18 protein-coding genes and 2 pseudogenes are annotated in these 21,055 nt (G+C 65.4%); 16 read left to right on the plus strand and 4 right to left on the minus strand.

The annotated features are described in order from the left end of the window. The 7 genes from ABLE91_RS20280 to ABLE91_RS20310 form a co-directional block, all read left to right on the plus strand. Positions 1-473 (plus strand): TetR/AcrR family transcriptional regulator (locus ABLE91_RS20280; RefSeq protein ID WP_348933763.1); only part of this gene is annotated, 473 nt, incomplete at its 5' end. Positions 474-662: 189 nt separating this feature from the next. Next, positions 663-983: an ArsR/SmtB family transcription factor gene (locus tag ABLE91_RS20285; RefSeq protein WP_348933765.1), complete on the plus strand. Its 321-nt coding sequence runs from the start codon at positions 663-665 to the stop codon at positions 981-983. 7 nt (positions 984-990) lie between these two features. Continuing rightward, on the plus strand, positions 991-2,229 hold the full coding sequence (locus tag ABLE91_RS20290; protein ID WP_348933767.1) for an MFS transporter: 1,239 nt from the start codon (positions 991-993) through the stop codon (positions 2,227-2,229). 17 nt (positions 2,230-2,246) lie between these two features. Beyond that, positions 2,247-2,993, plus strand: a complete 747-nt coding sequence (arsH, locus tag ABLE91_RS20295; protein WP_348933769.1) for an arsenical resistance protein ArsH — start codon at positions 2,247-2,249, stop codon at positions 2,991-2,993. A gap of 185 nt (positions 2,994-3,178) precedes the next feature. After that, positions 3,179-4,057, plus strand: coding sequence for a substrate-binding domain-containing protein (locus ABLE91_RS20300; protein WP_348933771.1), 879 nt, complete (start codon positions 3,179-3,181; stop codon positions 4,055-4,057). 5 nt (positions 4,058-4,062) lie between these two features. Continuing rightward, entirely contained in the window at positions 4,063-5,511 is a 1,449-nt protein-coding gene (locus ABLE91_RS20305) for an ATP-binding protein (protein WP_348933773.1), read from the plus strand. Then, positions 5,501-6,820, plus strand: coding sequence for a sigma-54-dependent transcriptional regulator (locus ABLE91_RS20310; RefSeq protein WP_348933774.1), 1,320 nt, complete (start codon positions 5,501-5,503; stop codon positions 6,818-6,820). Before ABLE91_RS20305 ends, ABLE91_RS20310 begins: the two co-directional genes overlap by 11 nt. An 8-nt stretch (positions 6,821-6,828) precedes the next feature. On the opposite strand, the gene dapE is transcribed toward ABLE91_RS20310, so the two are convergent. Then, positions 6,829-8,007, minus strand: a complete 1,179-nt coding sequence (gene dapE / locus ABLE91_RS20315) for a succinyl-diaminopimelate desuccinylase (RefSeq protein ID WP_348933775.1) — start codon at positions 8,005-8,007, stop codon at positions 6,829-6,831. Positions 8,008-8,275: 268 nt separating this feature from the next. Here dapE and ABLE91_RS20320 point away from each other — a divergent pair, with 268 nt between their 5' ends. The 9 genes from ABLE91_RS20320 to arsC all read left to right on the plus strand — a co-directional run bounded on the left by ABLE91_RS20320 (position 8,276) and on the right by arsC (position 17,942). Continuing rightward, positions 8,276-8,797, plus strand: a complete 522-nt coding sequence (locus tag ABLE91_RS20320; RefSeq protein ID WP_348933777.1) for an arsenate reductase (azurin) small subunit — start codon at positions 8,276-8,278, stop codon at positions 8,795-8,797. Between the two features lie 11 nt (positions 8,798-8,808). Continuing rightward, entirely contained in the window at positions 8,809-11,397 is a 2,589-nt protein-coding gene (locus tag ABLE91_RS20325; RefSeq protein WP_348933779.1) for an arsenate reductase (azurin) large subunit, read from the plus strand. A gap of 84 nt (positions 11,398-11,481) precedes the next feature. Then, on the plus strand, positions 11,482-11,868 hold the full coding sequence (locus ABLE91_RS20330) for a c-type cytochrome (RefSeq protein ID WP_348933780.1): 387 nt from the start codon (positions 11,482-11,484) through the stop codon (positions 11,866-11,868). Between the two features lie 213 nt (positions 11,869-12,081). Then, on the plus strand, positions 12,082-13,107 hold the full coding sequence (gene pstS, locus ABLE91_RS20335; protein WP_348933782.1) for a phosphate ABC transporter substrate-binding protein PstS: 1,026 nt from the start codon (positions 12,082-12,084) through the stop codon (positions 13,105-13,107). A gap of 41 nt (positions 13,108-13,148) precedes the next feature. Next, entirely contained in the window at positions 13,149-14,036 is an 888-nt protein-coding gene (locus tag ABLE91_RS20340) for a metalloregulator ArsR/SmtB family transcription factor (protein ID WP_348933783.1), read from the plus strand. Positions 14,037-14,049: 13 nt separating this feature from the next. Then, complete coding sequence (gene arsB, locus ABLE91_RS20345) at positions 14,050-15,099, plus strand: ACR3 family arsenite efflux transporter (protein WP_348933785.1); 1,050 nt, start codon at positions 14,050-14,052, stop codon at positions 15,097-15,099. A gap of 45 nt (positions 15,100-15,144) precedes the next feature. Further along, a complete protein-coding gene (locus ABLE91_RS20350) occupies positions 15,145-16,188 on the plus strand; it encodes an ArsJ-associated glyceraldehyde-3-phosphate dehydrogenase (protein WP_348933786.1) in 1,044 nt (347 codons plus the stop codon). A gap of 1 nt (position 16,189) precedes the next feature. Beyond that, on the plus strand, positions 16,190-17,455 hold the full coding sequence (gene arsJ / locus ABLE91_RS20355; RefSeq protein ID WP_348933788.1) for an organoarsenical effux MFS transporter ArsJ: 1,266 nt from the start codon (positions 16,190-16,192) through the stop codon (positions 17,453-17,455). 52 nt (positions 17,456-17,507) lie between these two features. Next, entirely contained in the window at positions 17,508-17,942 is a 435-nt protein-coding gene (gene arsC, locus ABLE91_RS20360) for an arsenate reductase (glutaredoxin) (protein ID WP_348933790.1), read from the plus strand. A gap of 9 nt (positions 17,943-17,951) precedes the next feature. On the opposite strand, the gene ABLE91_RS20365 is transcribed toward arsC, so the two are convergent. The 3 genes and pseudogenes from ABLE91_RS20365 to ABLE91_RS20375 all read right to left on the minus strand — a co-directional run bounded on the left by ABLE91_RS20365 (position 17,952) and on the right by ABLE91_RS20375 (position 20,358). Continuing rightward, positions 17,952-18,335 carry a hypothetical protein gene (locus tag ABLE91_RS20365; RefSeq protein WP_348933792.1) on the minus strand — a complete coding sequence of 128 codons (384 nt, stop codon included), beginning with the start codon at positions 18,333-18,335 and terminating at the stop codon, positions 17,952-17,954. 401 nt (positions 18,336-18,736) lie between these two features. Then, a pseudogene (scpB, locus tag ABLE91_RS20370) lies at positions 18,737-19,533 on the minus strand (SMC-Scp complex subunit ScpB). A 1-nt stretch (position 19,534) separates the two neighbouring features. Then, positions 19,535-20,358, minus strand: a pseudogene (locus tag ABLE91_RS20375) (DUF1403 family protein). Positions 20,359-21,055: the final 697 nt, after the last annotated feature.

Below are 21,055 nucleotides of genomic sequence, written 5' to 3' on the forward strand. Positions count from 1 at the left end.
CCGGTATCGCCGAAGCGAGCCTGTCAGACATCATGGCAGGTGCTGGCCTCACCCATGGCGGCTTCTACAAACACTTCCGAAACCGGGAGCAGCTCATCGCCGAGGCGCTCGTCGCTGCGGGCGAGGCCGCCGCCGAACCGCTTAGCAAGATCCGGAAGGAGAAGAATCTGAACGCCGTCGTGGACAGCTACCTATCAGCAGACCATCGCGACGCGGCCACACCCACCTGTCCGATGGCAGCTCTCGGAAGCGAGGCAGCACGGGCAACAGGCGAGAGCCGCGCGGCAGCGGTGGCCGTGATCGACGAGATGGTCGAGGTATTGGCCCAGGGCCCGTGCTCTATGGATGGGCGTGGCGAAGCCTTGGTCGACTACGCCACCATGATCGGCACAATCACCTTGGCGCGGATCCTATCGGGGACCCCTCTCTCGGACGAGATTCTGGACCGCGCGAGAAGGCGCCTGCGCCGCTAGATCGGCCGGACTGCGTCAACGGCGGAATTGGTGAGATGCCAGAAACCGGACTTTTTCTTTTTTAAAGGTGGAGGGACTCGAACCTGAGACCTCCTCAATCGCAAGCCGAAGCAGCTTGTTTGGTCATCTATTTCGAAGATTGTGGAATTAGGACTTGACGCTCCGCCTCCGCGGCGCCAATCTAATTCCATGAATCTCGAAATAGCATCCCGGCAGCTCGAGGCCCTGGGCAACCCCACCCGCCTCGGCCTCTACCGCACCCTCGTCCGCGCAGGCGAGGCGGGCCTGAGTGTTGGCACCCTTCAGGAGAAGCATGGGATCCCGGCATCCACGCTTTCCCATCACCTTCGCAGGTTGATTGACATGGGCCTCGTCACCCAGGAACGCCAGGCGACGACCCTCATCTGCCGGGCGCACTATCCCAGCATGAACGCGCTCGTCGGCTACCTCGTCGATGAATGCTGCGCCGACGTCGGATGCGCCGTTCCATCCGCCGAAACTACTTCCTGACCGCCTCATGGGCGGACAAGCAGAAGCGGCCGCTTATAAGCCCCTCAGCGGTCGCAGCCTCTTCATCACCGGCCTTGGCATCGGCCAGGTCTGCTCCTGGGGGTCGCTCTACTATTCCTTCCCGCTCATCGCCGAGGCGATGGGTCGGGATCTCGGCTGGTCGAAGCCGGAGATGTACGGCGCGGCAACGCTCGGCCTCGTTCTGGCGGGGATCGCGAGCTACCCGATCGGGAACGCCATCGACCGCGGCCATGGCCGCCTCGTGATGGCCGCCGGCTCGGTGATGGCGGGCTTCCTTCTCCTGGTCTGGTCCCAGGTCGAGGGACTTCTCGCCTTCTATGTCTGCGTCGCCGGGGTCGGCATCCTCCAGGCGGCCACCCTCTACGAACCTGCGTTCGCGGTGGTGGCGCGACGGAGCGGAACGCTCGGCGCACGGTCGGGCATCACGGCCCTGACCCTGTGGGGCGGCTTCGCCTCCACCGTGTTCATTCCCCTGGTCCAGTTCCTCCTGGACGGGTACGGATGGCGCGGAACGCTGATGGTCCTGGCGGCGATCAACCTTGTCCTCTGCGCCGGGGTCTACGCCGCGGTGATCGATCCTGGGGCGGACCATCCCGAGCATGTGCATGCCAAGGGCGGGCCGTCGGCGGGATGGTCGGTCGTCCGCATGGTAATGCGCCAACCGGCATTCTGGGCGCTCGCCGTCGCGTTCACCGCCTACTCCGGGACATTTTCGGCCTTCACCTTCCACCTGTACCCGCTGCTCGTCGAGCGAGGCTTCGATACCGGAAGCGTCGTGTCGACCATGGCGATCATCGGTCCCGCTCAGGTGGCGGGACGGATCGCCATCTGGGCGTTCGCTCCCAAGGCCTCCGTGCGCCTTATCGGATGCTGCGTGGTGCTGGCGTTTCCCCTGGCCCTCATCGCCTTGGAGGCAGCTCCGCCGAGTTTCGCCCTCGTAGCGTGCGTCGCGGCCCTGTACGGGGGTGCGAACGGCATCATGACCATCGTCCGGGGCCTTGCCGTGCCGGAGATGGTGACGCGGGAGGCCTATGGTGCCGTCAACGGTGTCTTGGCCGCTCCTGCGACCGTCTCCAGGGCGATTGCGCCGGTGGGAGCAGCCGCGCTCTGGGCGTGGGGCGGCTCCTACGATCCGGTCCTCCTGGCTGCCATCGCAGGCGCCCTCATCCTCGTCGCCGGTTTCTGGACGGCGGCGATCCTGTCGACCCGCACCAATCCCTCTTGAGTTCCACGGACACCATTATGCACGACGCTCCTTTCGATCCGGACCTCCCTGCTCTTGAAGGGCACCACCTGGACCTGCCGGATCTTCCCAAGCTTGAGCCCCGCACCGTCTCCACCCATCGGCCGCGCATCCTGCTTCTCTTCGGCTCCCTGCGCGAACGTTCCTACAGCCGGCTCCTGACCGAGGAAGCCGCCCGCCTTCTCGACCGCATGGGCGCCGAAACGCGGATCTTCGATCCGCGCGGCCTGCCGCTTCCGGATAGCGTTCCGGCCGATCATCCGAAGGTGCAGGAACTGCGGTCCCTGTCCGCATGGTCCGAGGGACAGGTGTGGTGCAGCCCGGAGCGGCACGGCACGATCAGCGGCGTGTTCAAGAGCCAGATCGACTGGATCCCGCTCGAGATCGGCGGAATCCGTCCGACCCAGGGCCGCACGCTGGCGGTGATGCAGGTGTCCGGCGGGTCGCAGTCCTTCAACGCCGTCAACGCCCTCCGGGTACTCGGGCGCTGGATGCGCATGGTCACGATCCCGAACCAGTCATCAGTGGCGAAGGCCTATCAGGAATTCGACGAGGCGGGCCGGATGAAGCCTTCTCCCTATTACGACCGGATCGTGGACGTCATGGAGGAGCTCATGAAGTTCACCCTCCTGGTCCGCGACCGGTCGGACTACCTGGTGGATCGCTACTCCGAACGGAGGGTGCAGGCGGAGGAGCATCGGAAATCCGTCGCGGCCAGCCTGGCGGATGCCACCGGCCGGACCTGATCCGGAATGTCCGCTGTCATGAGTCGATAGGTTCCGATATATTGAAATGATGCCAAGGTGCCGTCCGTTCGCGGCAGCGAAGCCAACAATTTCCGTGCGACCGACACGGAAGGTGTAGCGCAATCCGGCACCGACTTCCGGAGTTCGAATGCGCTGCATCGAGAACTAGAGTGGGAAGGATGCGGATGGGCACGGGAGCGCTCAATCGGCGTTCCGCCATGATCGCGACGGCGGGATTGTTCCTGTCCTGCTCAGGCCTCGCGCGCGCCCATGAGATCGTTCCGGAACGAGGTCTGCGCTTCGGACTGACCCCGGTGTTCCTCACGTCGGACCTGGAACTGCTCGGACGGCTTCAGGCCTATCTCCAGCGTGCGACGGGCACGCAGGTCTCACTCATCACGCGCCGCACCTACCAGGAAATCACGGCTCTCCTCATCTCCCGCCAGCTCGATGCCGCCTGGATCTGTGGCTATCCGTTCGTCGTCCATCGCCGGGACCTCCAGCTCGTGGCGGTTCCCGTGTGGCGCGGAAAGCCTCTCTACCAGTCATATCTGATCGTCGATCGGGACCGTCCGGCGGAAGGCTTGATGGACCTGCGTGGTGACATCCACGCCTTTTCGGACCCCGACTCCAATTCCGGCTTCCTGGTCACCCGCGCCGCCCTGGCTGAACACGGTCTCAAGCCCGACACCTTCTTCAGCCGGACCTTCTACACCTATGGCCACCGCAACGTGATCCGCGCCGTGGCTTCGGGGCTCGCCGCATCCGGTTCGGTGGACGGCTATGTCTACGACGTGGTCGCGGAGCTGGAGCCGAGCCTCACGGTGTCGACCCGTATCCTTCACGCTTCGGAGCCGCTCGGATTCCCGCCGATCGCGGCGCCCCGCGTCCCCGTGGACGCCGGCCGGCTCACGGCCCTGACGGATGCCCTCCTGCGGATGGGAGAGGACCCGGAAGGGCGCGCCGCTCTCCGGATGCTTCGCCTCGACGGCTTCGCGGCCGAGGATGCTTCCCTGTTCGACGGCATCGCCGCGAAGGCGGCGCTGGTCGCGGCCTCGGGGTGACTACGATGCGCCTCGATCCGCGAACCTGGCCGATCGCCGCCAAGGTCCCGCTCGCGGTCGCGGTGCTGATGATGCTGGTCGGCCTCGTGCTGTCCGAGCGGGTCCTGGCGCGCCTCAACGAGACCCAGGAGATGCATGTCCGGGATCTGGCGCAGAGCTACCTGGACATCCTCTCCACCGGCATCACGGAATCGGTCCTTCGCGAAGACACCTGGGAGGTCTTCGACGCCATCACACGTGCCCAGGACCTCAGCAAGAGCCTTCGCGCGACGGAGGCGATCGTAACCAACGCGACAGGGCACGTCATTGCCGCGTCGAACCCCAGGCAGCACCCCGTCGGGTCCCTCGTCGAGGTTCCCAACGGCGGAAGTTCGGGCACGCAGCCCTTTCGCTTCGAAGCGGGCGCCGACGTCGCCAACGCAACCCGCGTCCTCGCCTATCCCGGGCGCGTGGTCGGGGTGATCCATGCCGCGTTCGATACCAGCCACCTGGCCGTGGAAAGGCGCGAGGTGCTCACCGCACTGATCGTGACGAACGGCATCCTGACATTGATCCTCGCCGCGGCCGGATGGATCCTGGTGACGCGGATGATGGCGCCGATCAGGGTCCTCTCCAGGCACCTCGGCGCGGCGAAGGAGGGATACGCGACGCCCGTCCCGGAAGCCACGATCGCGCGCAGCGGCGACGAGTTCAGGCACCTGTTCGGATCCTACAATGCACTCGTCAAGTCCATGCACGAGCGCGAGGACCTCGCGAGGAAGCTCTTCGACGAGCAGCGCCTCGGCAGCCTCGGCCGTCTCGCGTCGGCCCTGGCGCACGAGATCAACAATCCCCTGGGCGGCCTCTTCAACGCCATGGCCACCCTGAAGACGCACGGGCAGTATGCCGCCGTGCGCAACAACGCACTCGGGCTGCTGGAGAGAGGGCTCGTTGGCATCCGTGACGTCGTCCGGACCACCCTGGCGGTGCACCGCCAGGAAATAGCCGGGCGTTCGATCTCGGCCAAGGACATCGCCGACCTGCGCCTTCTCATCGTCGCGGAGGCACGGCGCAAGTCGGTCACTGTCGCGATCAGGAACAGCGTCGATCAGGATATCCCCCTGCCCAGCACCCAGATCCGGCAAGCCCTCCTGAACCTTCTCCTGAACGCGGTCGCGGCGGCGCCGCCCGGGTCCGAGGTCAAGCTGGAGGCCGTGCGGCACGCCGATGTCCTCGTCCTGGTGGTCACGGACCGCGGCGACGGCATTCCGGCGACAGGGATCGACATTCTCACCGGCGACGACGCTTCGCCTCCTTTGCGGGCCGGCGGCGGCCTTGGCCTTTGGACGACCCGCCGGATCGTGGACGAACTGCATGGGCGGATCGAGGTGTCGCAGCCGAGCCAGGGTGGGACCGTCATCAGGATCACCGTTCCCATCGAGAAGCCGATCGAGGAGCTGCCCCATGTCGCTTGAAAACTGCGTCGTCGGCATCGTTGAGGACGATCCCATCATGGGGGAGAGCCTCGTCCAGCGCCTCACGCTCGAAGGCATGACCGTGAAATGGTGGCAGAGCGGGGCAGAGGCGGTCCGTGACATCCAGGGCACCCGCTTCGGCGCCATCGTCTGCGATATCCGCCTGCCGGATGTGAGCGGCGAGGCGGTGTTCCGCGAGGCCGCCAAGGGCCCCGATGCGCCGCCCTTCCTGTTCGTGACCGCGTTCGGGGACATCGATCAGGCCGTGAGCCTCATGCGGGCGGGGGCAGGGGACTACGTGACGAAGCCGTTCGAGATGGACGATTTCCTGATGCGGCTGTCCGATCTCGTCCGTCACCGAAGGGACGAAGCGGCCGGGGTCCTCGGCATCTCGCCGGCCATCAAGGAAGTGGAACGCATGCTCCGGCGGGTGGCCCGCCTCCCGTCGAGCCTCCTGATCACCGGCGAGACCGGAAGCGGCAAGGAAGTGGCCGCACGGTTCGTCCATGCGGCATCCGCTGCGGCGGTATCGCCCTTCATGGCCGTCAACTGCGCGGCCATCCCGGCGGACCTGCTCGAGAGCGAACTTTTCGGGCACGAGAAGGGCGCCTTCACGGGAGCTGCGATGCGCCATCTCGGCTATGCAGAGCGGACCGGCGACGGAACCTTGTTCCTCGATGAGATCGGGGAGATGCGTCCCGAGCTCCAGACCAAGCTCCTCCGCTTAATTGAGGAGCGGGCCTTCCACCGCGTTGGCGGGGAGAAGCCGATCCCATTCCGCGGGCGCCTGCTAACCGCGACCAACGGCGATCTGGAGAAGCTGGTAGCGTCGGGACGTTTCCGGCAGGACCTACTCTATCGCATCAACGTCGTCTCGGTCCGGATGCCTGCGCTGCGGGAGCGGCCGGAGGACATTCCCTGGTTGATGGAGCGGTTCTTCGAGGAGTTCTCCGATCGCGGTGAAGGATCGTTGAAGGGGATCGGCGCGCTCGCGGAGGAAGCCGCCCTCGCGCATTCCTGGCCCGGCAACGTCCGTGAGCTTCGAAACAGAATGGAACGCGGTATGGGCCTCGCCCTCGGGGATTGGTTGATGCCGGGCGACCTCTTCCCCGAGATGCTCCATGTGTCGGGCACGGCGGAACGTCTCGGATCTCTGGAGGACGCGCGTCTCGACGCGGAAAGGCGTCATATTCTACGCGCGCTGGCAGCGACAAATGGTGAAATCAACGCCGCGGCAAAGCTTCTCGAGGTGGGCCGTACGACGCTGTGGGAGAAAATGCGCCGCCTAGGGTTGAATCTCGGGCACTAGCGGAGCACTCACGCGAACCGCTCGAAATACAGCGCAATGATCCGCCCATAGATCCGGGCGAGGTCTTCGATGTCGGAAATCGGCGTCGCCTCGTTCACCGCGTGCAGGGTCCGGCTGACAAGGCCGAATTCCACCACGGGACAGATGTCCTTGATGAAACGCGCGTCCGAAGTGCCGCCGGATGTGGACGTCTCCGGCTGACGCCCGGTTTCCTCGGCGACCGCCGCCCGCACGAGATCCACGAACGGGCCCGGAGCGGTCAGGAAGCTCTCGCTCGCGTCGTTCCGGAAAGCGAGCGTGTAGGGGACACCTGCGCCATCCAGGCGGCTGGTGATCTCGGCCTTGAGGCCTGCAAGGGTGAAGCGGTCGTTGAAGCGCACGTTGAATAAGGCGCGTGCCTGAGCGGGAATGACGTTGGAGGCGGAATTGCCCACGTCGATGGAAACGACCTCCAGGTTGGACGGTTGGAAAAACTCGGATCCCTGGTCGAGGGGTGCCGTCGTCAGGGCGCCGAGCAGGTTCAGGAGAAGGGGGATGGGGTTGTCGGCAAGCTCGGGGTAGGCGACATGGCCCTGCTTGCCGTTGACGGTCAGCAGCCCGGAGAGGGAGCCGCGACGGCCAATCTTGATCGCATCACCAAGTGCTTGAGGGTTGGTGGGCTCGCCGAGCACGCAGTGGTCGACCTGTTCACCACGCGCCTTCAGCCATTCAACCACTTTCACCGTACCGTCGACGTTCAGGCCCTCCTCATCGCCGGTAATCAGGAAGGAGATGCTGCCCTTCCGCGGCGCACCGTGCCGAATGGCTGCGGCGAGGGCGGCAGCCAACCCGCCTTTCATGTCGACCGCCCCGCGCCCGTAGAGCACGCCGTCGGCGATTTCTCCCGCGAACGGCCCGTAGTTCCACAATGCAACGTCGCCGGGAGGCACCACATCCAAATGCCCGGCGAAGCAAAGGTTGGGATGCGACGTGCCAATGCGGGCATAGAGGTTGGGGATGGCGGGCCCGCCGGTGTCGAAAACCAAACGCTCCACCTGATAGCCGGCGCCTTCGAGAACGTGGGCTACGAGGTCGACGGCGCCGTGCGCGTGCGGTGTTACGGACGGCTCGCGGATGAGGGCTTGGGCCAGCGCGACGGGTTCGCGCGGATCGGGAAAGGTGGGTAATGCGTCCGGGGCTATGGTCATGACGTTGACGTCTCGCAAAAGCTCTTCCTAGAGCAAAATCACCTTAGATGAAGTCATAGGTTCCATCGAAGGCGACCGCCCGTTTCGTAGTGTTTGGAGTTCCGAACCATGGCGGTCCAGCGCGTTCGGATTTTCGAACATCGCGCTGTTGCCGTCCCCATAACGCATCATGTAAGTCACTGGAAAATAACGGGATTATCGTCTGGCCCGCCTCCTGCATCGCCCATCTCACCCACGAAGATGGGCCGACGTTTGGGAGGGAGCCAGCATGAAGAGCTTCAGGACCGTCATCGATACGAGCCGCCGCAGGTTCCTGACGGGCGCGGGCATGATGACCGCGGGCATGGCGGCGGCCAGCGTCATCCCGAAGGAGGCGAAGGCCGCCCCGGCGGCCGCCCTCGTCGACTATCCCTCCAACCGCCTCGCCAACGTCGGCGACCTAAAGGTCAACGAGCCGCTCGACGTCACCTATCCCGATCCTGATGCCCCAGGCGTCCTGATCAAGCTCGGAAAGCGAGTCCCCGACGGAGCGGGCCCGGATGGCGACATCGTCGGATTCACCACCGTCTGCCCGCACAAGGGATTCCCGCTCACCTACAACGCCGCGGACAGGACCATGAACTGCCCTGGCCACTACTCGCGGTTCGACTGCGAGAAGGGCGGGCAGCAGGTCTGGGGACAGGCCACGCAGAACCTGCCGCAGTACGCGCTCCGCATCGACGCCAAGGGAGACATCTACGCTAACGGCGTCGACGAGCTCCTTTACGGCCGCCTGTCGAACGTTCTCTGAGGGAGGGAAAGATGGCCTACAAACGCCAGATCGGACGCCTTCCGATCATCCCGGCCGACGCCACCGTGCACAATGTCGTCTGCCACTATTGCATCGTCGGCTGCGGCTACAAGGCCTACACCTGGGACGCCCGCTACGAGGGCGGCACCGCCCCCGGGGACAATGCGTTCGGCGTCGACCTGTCCAAGCAGCAGGAGGCGGAGACTGGCGCCTGGTACGCACCCGCCATGTACAACCTGGTCAAGCAGAACGGGAAGGACGTCCATCTCGTCCTCAAGCCCGACAAGGACTGCGTGGTGAACTCCGGCCTCGGATCCGTGCGCGGCGCGCGAATGGCCGAGATGAGCTACTCGCGCCAGCGCAACACCGAGCTTCAGCGTCTGACCAATCCGCTCGTATGGCGCTACGGCCAGCTCCAGCCGACGAGCTGGGACGATGCCCTCGACCTCGTCGCGCGCGTGACCGCGAACGTCATCGCCGCGCAGGGAGAGGATGCCTTGTTCGTCTCCGCCTATGACCACGGTGGTGCCGGCGGCGGCTACGAGAACACGTGGGGCACGGGCAAGCTCTATTTCGGTGCGATGAAGATCAAGAACATCCGCATTCACAACCGCCCGGCCTACAATTCCGAGGTCCACGGCACCCGTGACATGGGCGTCGGCGAACTCAACAACTGCTACGAGGATGCCGAGCTCGCCGACACGATCGTCGCCGTCGGCACCAACGCGCTCGAGACCCAGACCAACTATTTCCTCAACCACTGGGTCCCCAACCTGCGCGGGACGTCGGTGGATAAGAAGAAGAAGGAATTCGGGAACGAGGCCGTGGACCGGGCCCGCGTGGTGATCGTCGATCCACGGCGGACCGTCACCGTCAACGCCTGCGAGATCGAGGCCGGGAAGGAGAACGTCCTGCACCTAGCCATCAACTCCGGGACCGACCTGATCCTGTTCAACGCCTGGCTCACCTACGCCGCCGAGAAGGGCTGGGTAGACCGACCGTTCATCGCGGCCTCCACCAAGGACTTCGACAAGGCGATCGCGGCCAACAAGGTCAGCGTCACGGATGCGGCGAAGATCACCGGTGTCAGCGAAGCCGACATCGTGAAGGCCATCACATGGATCGCCGAGCCGAAGGCGGGCAACGCCCGGCGCCGGACCATGTTCGCCTACGAGAAGGGGTTGATCTGGGGCAACGACAACTACCGTACCAACCAGTCCCTCGTGAACCTCGCGCTCGCCACCGGCAACGTCGGACGCCCGGGCGGCGGTTGCGTGCGCATGGGCGGCCACCAGGAGGGATACTGCCGCCCCTCCGACGCCCATGTGGGGCGCCCGGCCGCCTACGTCGACAAGCTGCTCATCGAGGGCAAGGGCGCGGTCCACCACGTCTGGGGATGCGACCACTACAAGACCACCCTGAACGCAATGGAGTTCAAGCGGGTCTACAAGAAGCGGAGCGACATGGTGAAGGACGCCATGAACTCCGTGCCCTACGGCGACCGGGACGCCATGGTGAAGGCGATCACCGACGCCATCCGCCAGGGAGGCCTGTTCTCGGTGGACGTCGACATCGTCCCCACCAAGATCGGCGAGGCCGCGCACGTCATCCTCCCGGCCGCGACCTCCGGCGAAATGAACCTCACCTCCATGAACGGCGAGCGGCGCATGCGCCTGACCGAGCGCTACATGGACCCGCCGGGACAGGCGATGCCGGATTGCCTGATCGCGGCACGGCTCGCCAACCACATGGAGCGCGCGTTCCGCGCCCTCGGCAAGCCGGACATCGCAGGCAAGTTCACGGGCTTCGACTGGAAGACCGAGGAAGACGCCTTCATGGATGGGTATCACCAGCATGAGAAGGGCGGCGAGTTCGTCACCTACGCGCGGCTGCGGGCCATGGGAACGAACGGCTTCCAGGAGCCGGCGGTGGGGCTCGAGAACACCGGCGCGGTGGCGGCGGGGACATCCACGGGTGCTCCCGGCGAGGTCCTGAAGGGCCCCGCCATCGAGGGTGCACGCGGGAAAGAGCCCGTGCAGAAGGACGCGCCCACGCCACCTGCCGACACCCAGCGGATCATCGGCACCAAGCGCCTTTATTCGGACGGGAAGTTCAACGCACCGGACGGGAAGGCGACCTTCATGCCCACCCAGTGGCGTGGCCTCCAGGCGCCGGGGAAACAGGCGGAGAAAGACAAGTTCCCCTACCTGATCAACAACGGGCGGGCTAACCTCGTCTGGCAGAGCGCCTATCTCGATGTCGAGAACGAGTTGGTGATGGACAGGTGGCCCTTCCCGTTCATCGAGATGAACCCGCAGGATATGGCCGAGCTGAACCTGAAGGAGGGCGACCTCGTCGAGGTCTACAACGACAACGGCTCGACCCAGGCCATGGCGTATCCGACGCCCACCGCGAAACGGAAGCAGGCTTTCATGCTGTTCGGCTATCCCACGGGCGTGCAGGGCAACGTGGTCTCGGCGGGGGTGAACGAGTTCATCATCCCGAACTACAAGCAGACCTGGGGCAGCATCCGGAAGATCTCCGATGCCCCGTCCGGTGTCGCCCACCTCACCTTCAAATCGAAGGAATATACGGCATAGGTCCCGTGGCCCCGCGTTTCGGCGCGGGGCCCTCCTCACCGATGCCGCACCGCCTTTCCCGCCCGAGCCCATCAGGAAGCATCAATGAAGCGTCTCGCATTCTGCGCGGCAGCGCTCGTCATCGCCTGCCAGTCCCCAGTCTTCGGACAGGATGCCGAAGCTGGAAAGCGTATTTTCGCGCGCTGCTCCCCATGCCATGCCGTCGGCCCCAATGCGCCCAACAAGGTTGGCCCGGAGCTGAACGGCCTGTTGGGCCGGAAGGCGGGATCCGTGCCCGGCTACGCCTATTCCCCGGCCAACTTGCAGTCCGGCATCACCTGGACCGAGGAGGAGTTCACCGCCTACATCAAGGACCCCAAGGGCGTCATCAAGGGGACCAAGATGAGCTTCGCTGGGGTGAAGAACGAGCAGGAGGTCAAGGACCTCGTCGCATTCCTGAAGGCGTTCGGCGCCGACGGCCAGCCCAAATAAGGGTCGACGCCCGTTCGATCCTCTTCCGGCACCAAGCCTCATAGCCGCCCGAGCCACTTCACGAACAACGAAGCCGTCGCCATCACGGTCGGCCGGTGGCCAGCCTCGTCACATCAACGTCACTCCCGGCACTTATTCGATCTGTCGACGATCATGGACATATCGTGCTATACGAGTCCGTGGACGGAAACGCCAATATGCCGGGAGGCACCCGTGACACGCATCTTCAGTCTGGCCATCGCTGCATTGACCGCCGCCGCCGTGCTCGCGCCCGCCGCGCGCGCCGACGAGGTCCGAGGAGCGGGGTCGACATTCGCCTACCCGATCATCTGGAAGTGGTCGCAGGCCTTCCGGGAGAAGACGGGCCAGACGGTCAGCTACCAGTCCGTCGGCTCGTCGGCGGGCGTCATTGCGATCAAGGATCGGACCGCCGACTTCGGGGCTTCGGATAAGCCGCTGCAACCGGCGGAACTGGCAAAACTCGGCCTCGGTCAGTTTCCCATCGTGTTCGGCGGGGTCGTCCCCGTCCTCAACGTCGACGGGATCGGTCCCGGCCAGATGAAGTTCACGGGGGCGCTGCTGGCGGACATCTTCCTGGGGAAGATTACCAACTGGAACGATCCGGCGATCAAGGCCGTCAATCCGGACCTGACCTTCCCCGATGCGAAGATCGCGGTGGTTCACCGGTCCGACGGCTCCGGCACGACCTTCAACTGGGTCTCTTACCTGTCGAAGGCGAGCCCTGAATGGAAGCAGCGGGTCGGCGAGGGAAATGCGGTGGACTGGCCGGTCGGCTCCGGGGCACGGGGCAACGAGGGCGTGGCAACCGACGTAAAGCGCATCAAGAACGCGATCGGCTATGTCGAATTCACGTATGTCGTCCAGGTGAAGTTGACCTACGGCCTCGTCCAGAACCGGGCCGGCAAGTTCATCGCCCCGAGCGCGGCCTCGTTCCAGGCAGCGGCCGCAAGCTTCGACTGGACGAAGGCGGATGACTTCGCGGTCATCATCAACGATTCCCCCGCCGAGGATGCCTATCCGATCGCCGCTTCCACGTTCGTGCTGATGTACAAGGACCCCAAGGCTGCCGGCGCGAGCCGGGCGGCATTCGACTTCTGGAAATTCTCGCTCGGCGAAGGCGAGAAGTACGCTTCGCAACTGGGCTACGTTCCCTTGCCCCCCGCACTGGTGGAGCAGGTCAAGGCGTACTGGGCCCGAACCTTCAAGGGCGGCGCATAGGGCTGCGCCGCCATCAGGCATTCCCAACGAGCGAGATTTTCATGGGCACGGCGACATTCAACGCGGACGACGCAATCAAGGTCTTCGATGCGCTGGCGCAGCCGACGCGGCTGGAGACCTACCGTCTGCTGCTGCGATACATGCCTTATGGCCTGCCCGCGGGTGACATCGCCCGGCTGCTTGCCGTGCCCCACAACACCATGTCCACGCACCTCTCCTTGCTCGAGAGGGCGGGCCTCCTCACCGCGCGTCGCGAGGGACGATCGATCATCTATGCGGCGAACGTCGCGCCCGCCCTTCCACCGCTCGCGTCCCTGATGGGGGAGATGGGCTTCACGGCAACGCCTCGCCGGGGTGGGCTCGTCTCGTCCTTCCCCCAGGTGCGCACCGCCGCCGCCAACGACCGCGTCTACAACGTCCTCCTCGTGTGTTCCGCCAACTCCGCTCGTTCCGTGATCGCCGAGGCGATCCTGAATCGCGAGGGACGGGGGCGCTTCCGCGCCTTCTCCGCGGGGAGCCGGCCGAAGGGGAAGCCGCATCCTGCCGTGATCTCCCTCCTCCAATCCCTCGGCTACGGGACCGACGGGCTGTCCTCGAAGAGCTGGAGCGGGTTCGCGACGAAGGATGCGCCGGAGATGGACTTCGTCATCACCACCTGCGACACGGCGGCGGGCGAACAATGTCCGGCCTTCCCGGGACACCCGCTCCAGGCGCATTGGGGACTGCCGGATCCCGCCCTCGTGAAGGGCTCGGAGGCGGAGCAGCGGGCCGCGTTCGTCGCGACCTACCGGCGCCTCGCATCCCGCATGTCCGCGTTCGTGAACCTGCCTTTCGCCGAACTCGACCTTGCGACCCTCAAGGATCGCATCGCCGAGATCGGCCGGATGGAAGGGGCGACCGAGCTGACGCTCTCCGGCATCGCCGCATAAGGAATCGATCCTCGTGTCCGTATTCGAGCGCTACCTGACCGTTTGGGTCTTTCTCTGCATCGTCGTCGGCATCGCGCTGGGCGCCGCCGCGCCCTCGGCGTTCCAGGTGATCGGAAGCCTCGAGGTCGCGCAGGTGAACCTGCCCGTCGCGGTCCTGATCTGGCTCATGATCGTCCCCATGCTGCTGAAGATCGACTTCGGGGCGCTCGCCCAGGTCGGCCGGCACTGGCGCGGGATCTCCGTCACCCTTCTCGTGAACTGGGGCGTGAAGCCCTTCTCCATGGCGGTGCTCGGCTGGCTCTTCGTAGGCTACCTGTTCCGGCCCTACCTGCCTGCGGATCAGATCGACAGCTACATCGCCGGGCTCATCCTGCTGGCGTCGGCTCCCTGCACCGCCATGGTGTTCGTCTGGTCGAACCTGACGAAGGGCGAGCCGCATTTCACCCTGTCCCAGGTGGCGCTGAACGACGCCATCATGATCGTGGCCTTCGCGCCGGTGGTCGGCCTTCTTCTCGGACTGTCGTCGATCACGGTGCCGTGGAACACGCTGCTCCTCTCCGTCGTGCTCTACATCGTCGTCCCGGTCATCGCCGCCCAGTTGATCCGTGGGCGCATCCTCGCCGGCGGTGGGCAGGCGGCGCTGGATAGGGTCCTCGGCGTCCTCCAGCCCGCCTCCCTGGTGGCCCTGCTGGCCACCCTGGTCCTGCTGTTCGCCTTCCAGGGCGAGCAGATCCTCGCCCAGCCCCTGGTCATCGCTCTCCTTGCGGTGCCGATCCTGATCCAGGTCTACTTCAACTCCGGGCTTGCCTATCTGCTGAACCGGATGTCCGGCGAAGCCCACTGCGTCGCGGGCCCGTCCGCCCTGATCGGCGCGTCCAACTTCTTCGAGCTCGCTGTCGCCGCCGCCATCAGCCTCTTCGGCTTCCAGTCCGGCGCGGCGCTCGCCACCGTGGTCGGCGTGCTCATCGAGGTGCCGGTCATGCTGTCGGTCGTGTGGATCGTGAACCGCTCGAAGGATTGGTACGAGGCCGGAGGCGTGAAGGTTCCGGATGCCTCCCATTGATCAAGCGCGCCGACGCGAACGCGGCGCGAGCACGGGGATGAGAAGATGAGAGTGGGAATCAATGGCCTCGGCCGGATCGGACGCCTCGCCCTGCGGGCCTCCATGGGCGGCGCCGAACGTCCCGTCGACGATCCGCGCGGCAACAATCGCCTCGACGTGGTCCATCTCAATGAGATCAAGGGCGGTTCGACAGCGATCGCCCATCTCCTCGAGTTCGACAGCGTCCAGGGCCGCTGGCGGATGCCCATATCGGCGGAGGGCGCCGAGGACATCCGGATTGACGGGAAGAACCTGTCCTTCTCCTCCCATGCCGCGCCCGGCGATATCCCGTGGGGCGACCTGGGCGTGGACGTGGTGCTTGAGGCCACCGGCAAGTTCCTGACCCCCGAGACGCTGGAGGGCCATCTCAAGCGCGGCGCGAAGCGGGTGATCGTGGCTGCGCCGGTGAAGGACCCTTCCGTCCTGAACGTCGTCGTGGGCGTCAACGAGCACCTCTACGAGCGGTCGAAGCACCCCATCGTGACGGCCGCCTCCTGCACCACCAATTGCCTCGCCCCCGTGGTGAAGGTGGTGCACGAGAAGATCGGCATCCGGCACGGGCAGATCACCACCATCCACGATCCCACGAATACGAACGTTGTGGTGGACGCCCCCCACAAGGACCTGCGGCGCGCCCGGTCGGCCATGCTTTCGCTCCAGCCCACCACCACCGGGAGCGCCACGGCCATCGCCCTGATCTATCCCGAGCTCAAGGGCAGGCTGAACGGCCATGCGGTGCGCGCGCCCGTGCTGAACGCGTCCCTCACCGATTGCGTGTTCGAGCTGAACCGGGAGACCACGGCCGAGGAAGTGAACGACCTGTTCCGGGAGGCCGCCGATGGCGCGTTGCGCGGCATCCTCGGATTCGAGCCGCGTCCCCTGGTCTCGGCGGACTATGCGCGCGACACGCGGTCCTCGATCGTCGACGGCCTGTCCACGCTGGTGACCGACGGCACCCTCCTGAAGGTCTACGCCTGGTACGACAACGAGATGGGCTATGCATGCCGGATGGTGGACCTTGCCTGCCATCTCGAGCGGGAGGGCCTCTGACGTGGCAAGCGCGCCGGCGACCTCCGGGGTCCGCAACTACGCCATCGTGACGGCCGCCTACTGGGGCTTCACGCTGACGGACGGCGCGCTCCGGATGATCGTGCTCTTCACCTTCTTCAAGCTCGGCTACTCGCCGTTCACCCTGGCCTTCCTGTTCGTGCTCTACGAGGCCGCGGGCATCGGCGCCAACTTCATCGGAGGCTGGCTCGCGGGCCGCTACGGCATCACCCGCATGCTCACGGTGGGCCTCACGACGCAGATCTCCGGCTTCCTGATCCTCTCGGCGGTCTCCCCGTCTTGGGAGACGGCCCTGCTGGTCCCGTGGGTCGTCGCCGCCCAGGGCATCTGCGGCGTCGCCAAGGACCTGACCAAGACCGCGTCCAAGTCCGCCATCAAGGTGACCGAGGCCGACGCCAAGGGCGCCAACGCGAACACCCGCCTGTTCCGCTGGGTGGCCTGGTTCACCGGCTCGAAGAACGCCATGAAGGGCTTCGGCTTCCTCCTCGGCGGCGCGCTCCTCGAGCTGATCGGCTTCCGTCCCGCGCTGTGGCTGATGGCCGGCGCTCTCGCCCTCGTCCTCGTCGGTGTCGTCGCTTCCCTCCCGCCTATGCTGGGGAAGGCGAAGTCGAGCAAGAGCATGAAGGAGCTCTTCGCCAAGAACCGCGGCGTGAACCTACTGGCCCTGGCCCGCGTCGCCCTGTTCGGCGCGCGCGACGTCTGGTTCGTGGTCGGTGTTCCGGTCTTCCTCTACGCCTCGGGCTGGACCTTCATCATGGTGGGTGGCTTCCTGGCCCTGTGGACCATCGGCTACGGCGTGGTCCAGGCGGCCGCTCCCGCCGTCGTCACCCGCAGCCCGGACGGCCTCTCCCGGGAGGTCCCCGCGGCGCGGTGGTGGGCCCTCGCTCTCGCCTTGGTCCCGGTCGCCATGGCGGGTTGGCTTGCCCTCGCGCCGCCGCATGCCGACTTCGTGCTGGTGGCGGGGCTGTCCATCTTCGGCTTCGCGTTCGCCGTGAACTCCTCCCTGCATTCCTACCTGATCCTGGCCTATGCGGGATCGGAGAAGGCCGCCGAGGACGTGGGCTTCTACTACGCCGCCAATGCCGCCGGGCGCTTCATCGGCACCCTCTCGTCCGGCCTGCTTTATCAGGTGGGCGGCATCTACGCCTGCCTCGGCGGCTCCGCCCTGATGCTCGCCGTCTGCTTCGGAACCACCCTCCTGCTGCCGCTCCATGCCCAGCCGATGGGAGCGCCCGCACCGAGCCGGTGAGGACGAGACCCTGCGGACATTCACGATCGGAAATTCAAGCGAGCCTTGGACAATGACCGAGCATTCCCCCGTCACCATCTGGCACAATCCCGATTGCGGCACGTCGCGCAACACGCTGGCGATGATCCGCAACGCGGGCATCGAGCCGACCCTGATCGAGTACCTGGAGGATACGCCTTCGAAGGAGAAGGTGGCGGCCGCTATCAAGGCCGCGGGGCTGACGGTGCGCGAGGCGACCCGGCAGAAGGGAACGCCCTATGCGGAACTGGGGCTCGACGATCCAGCCGTCACCGACAACCAGTTGCTCGACGCCATGATGGCACACCCGATCCTCATCAATCGCCCGTTCGTCTTCACGGACCGGGGCGTTCGGCTCTGCCGCCCTTCCGAGTTGGTCCTCGACATCCTTCCGGCGCCGCAGAAGGGACCCTTCACCAAGGAGGACGGAGAAGTCGTCATCGATGCCGAAGGCCATCGGGTCCGGTAGCCCGCATGGTCAGCGTATAAGGTAGCGCTTCCCGTTGATCTGCATCGACGAAGAGCTTCGTTGCGGGAATGGGGCGATCCCCGCCCGATTCCTCGGATTGTCATTTGCGGGATGCCGTACCGCATTCCTCGATCCCCACCAGGCGATCAGGGCGGCTCCGGACACGAGCAAACCGACGATCGTGAATCCGATCATGAGGATGTAGTGCCACAGAACCGCTTGGTTGGTCCGATGGATGCCGGGTATCGCCTGCGCGAGTTCATTGACGGGCACGGCATTCAGGCGCTCGGACGCCACGATCGTCATCTCGCGAAGCTCCAACCCCACCCAGATGGCGACGGTGAAGCAGGCTACGCCGACGATGAGGCCGATCATGAAGTGGCGGCGCCTCATCATTGCCTCCATATTGCGGGAGATATCGACATATTATCTACCGATGGCGTTTGAACGGTTTGTGACTACACGCCAGTGGCGTGACTAAATGACGCCGCCACGAAAAACTCCCAAAAAAAGAGATTCCAGCGACGCAAACGGGCGTGGCAAATTCGATAGGCGTGCGTGCGGTGGCTGTGCAGGTGGCTAGCCAATGTCGTGGGATCGGATCGCATGCAACGGCTGCGCTCCGACAGCCGGTGCGCGATTTCTTCACAGCTACGGCTCGTCGTGGCGCCTGCGCCAAGCTGGTATGATACCGGATGTGATGGACGGGCGAAACTTGGTTCAATCACACTACGGATCGCGGACCATGGAATCCCTCAATGTCCGCATCTTCTCCGCACCGTGCAACCGAAGGGCTAGTCGTTCGCCATCGGAAGCGTGGATCCACGTACACCGTGGTGGCCAATGCCACGCTTCAAACGAACAGGCCCGCCGAGCGCCTCTTGGTCCATGCCGTCGGCGCCGTTGCCATCATCTATCGTGTTCGGGAAATCCCCCGCCAGCAGCCGCTCCTTGCTCAGCAATCCGGCATCCTCGAGCGCCTCCATGTCCGGCAGGTCGCGCAACGTGTCGAAGTCGAAGAAGCTCAAAAACTCCTTCGTCGTCACGTAGGTGTATGGCGCGCCGGGCACCGGGCTGCGCGGCCCGGCGGCGATAAAGTCGAGGCCACGGAGGTGGCCGATGGTGTCGCGGGAAATCTCCTTGCCGAAGAACTGGCCGAGCTCGCCGCGGGTGATCGGCTGGAAGTAGGCGATCGCCAGCAGCACCAGTTGCTCGGACTTGGACAGCGGCTTGGGATCGGCGGTGCCAAGCCCCGTCGCCACCTGGATCGCTTCCGCAAACCCTTTCCTGGTGCGGTGCTGCCAACCGCCGGCCACCGCCACCAATTCGTAGGGGCGGCCGCGCAACTCGGCGCGGATGTCGTCAATCAAGAGGTCGAGGCTGCAGTCGCGGCCGACGACCCGGGCGAGCACCTCGCGGGTCACGGGCGCGGGGGCGGGGGCGGGGGCGCGGGCGCGGGGGCGGGGGCGGGGGCGGGGGCGGCGAAGATCACCGCTTCCACCCGGCCCATCCATTCGCGCCAGCGCAGCTCCGGCGGCAGGTGCGCCAGCTCGGTGTCGAAGGGTTCGGGCGCGCGCGGGCGGCGGGCCATGTCAGAGCCCGTAGAGCTTGAAGCTGGGGCGGCCGGAGAGCTCGCGCACGGCGCCGAGCGCGACCAGCCGCTCGAACAGTCGCCGCGCGGCCCAGCGCGATAGCCCGTCGGTCTGCAAGGTGCCGGACACGACGTCATCTTCCAGCAGCCGGCGCACCGCGTCGCCGGCGCCCTTGGCGCGCAGCTTCGGCACGACGGCCTCCAGGCGGGCGGCGCGCGGGGCGATCTCGGCCGCCAGCCGGCAGGCACGCGCAGCGCCCAGCGCGATAGCGACACAGACGGCGGCGTCGAGGCCGTCTGTGTCCGGAGAGAGCCCCCCTCCCCTGCCCGTCCGCCGCAGCCCGCTGGTCTCGGCCATCAGCAGCGGCACCGGCAACGGCCAGCGCAGCCGCTGGGTCGACATCTGGTCGGCCAACCACCAGCCGAGCAGCCGGGCGTCAGGCTGCGCGGCGGCGACGGTGCGAATGACCGCGGCGGCCGCCAGCGGCGCCGGCCGGCCGCTCGCCAGCTTCCGGTCGATGTCGTCCGGAAGAGAGGCCAACCTCGCGCTCCAGCTGATGCCCAGCAACGCGCATATCGATTGGAGCACCGCGGTGTCCAGGCTAGGCGGGCGGCCGCGGCGGCGCAGCTCAGCGCCAGCCGGGCGCGCCAGGCGCCGGCCCACGCAGGATCCGCGCGGACCAGATTGTCCAAGGAATTCAAAGCTGCGCCGGCCAGGAACGCCGCCTCGGTCGGGTCCGTCACCGGGCCGCGCGGCACCGCCCATCCCGGCACGGTTGGCACAGGCCAGGACGCTGCGGGCGGGGGAATCGGTGCGAGATCCATGCGCGGAGCCTAACCGCGATGTGCGCTTTTAGCTACCATTATCAGCCTTATCCGCACGCCTTGTATAAGGATAAGAATGTCCGACAATCTTGCATTATCGGACGTTAATCTCATTAATGAAAAAATATCACATAAGTTAAACTATTTTATACTCATATATTCATAATAATACTTATATATTTTGAATATACGGGTTCGTTATGGTACTTTCTTGGAATTATAGGCCGTCTATTCTCGATCTATACCTCGTGCATGGACACGTCTAAAGGCGTTAACGTTAGGCGCCAAGGCGGCTTGCCGCCGTATCAGATCTAGCCGAATGCCTACCGGTGGGTTGGCCTTGGCGGTGGCAAGCAGCTATCCACACATGTGCTGACCTACGGCAGCGAAGCGGATGCATATTCAGTCATCCGCGAGGCGCCTGTAATTCCGATTGCCCCTTCTGATGGCAGTCACCTCGTAGGTTAATCTCAGAATGCCGGTGCCAGTGGCCGAGGACGCGCAAAGCGCATTGGCGAGGCTTCAGTCCCTCTGAAGGACCGATATCCCAATCATTGACAAGGCACACTAAGGTGGTACACCTTGATAAGCTCGGACTCGAAAAATCCTATATTTTCAAGGCATTATGGGCGATCCGCGAGAGTTCAATCCTCTCTCGCAGCACCAGCCCAAAAGCCTTATGATCGCTGAAACCATT

It is taken from the genome of Aquabacter albus (genome assembly GCF_040049275.1).
Taxonomy (GTDB): Bacteria; Pseudomonadota; Alphaproteobacteria; order Rhizobiales; family Xanthobacteraceae; genus Aquabacter.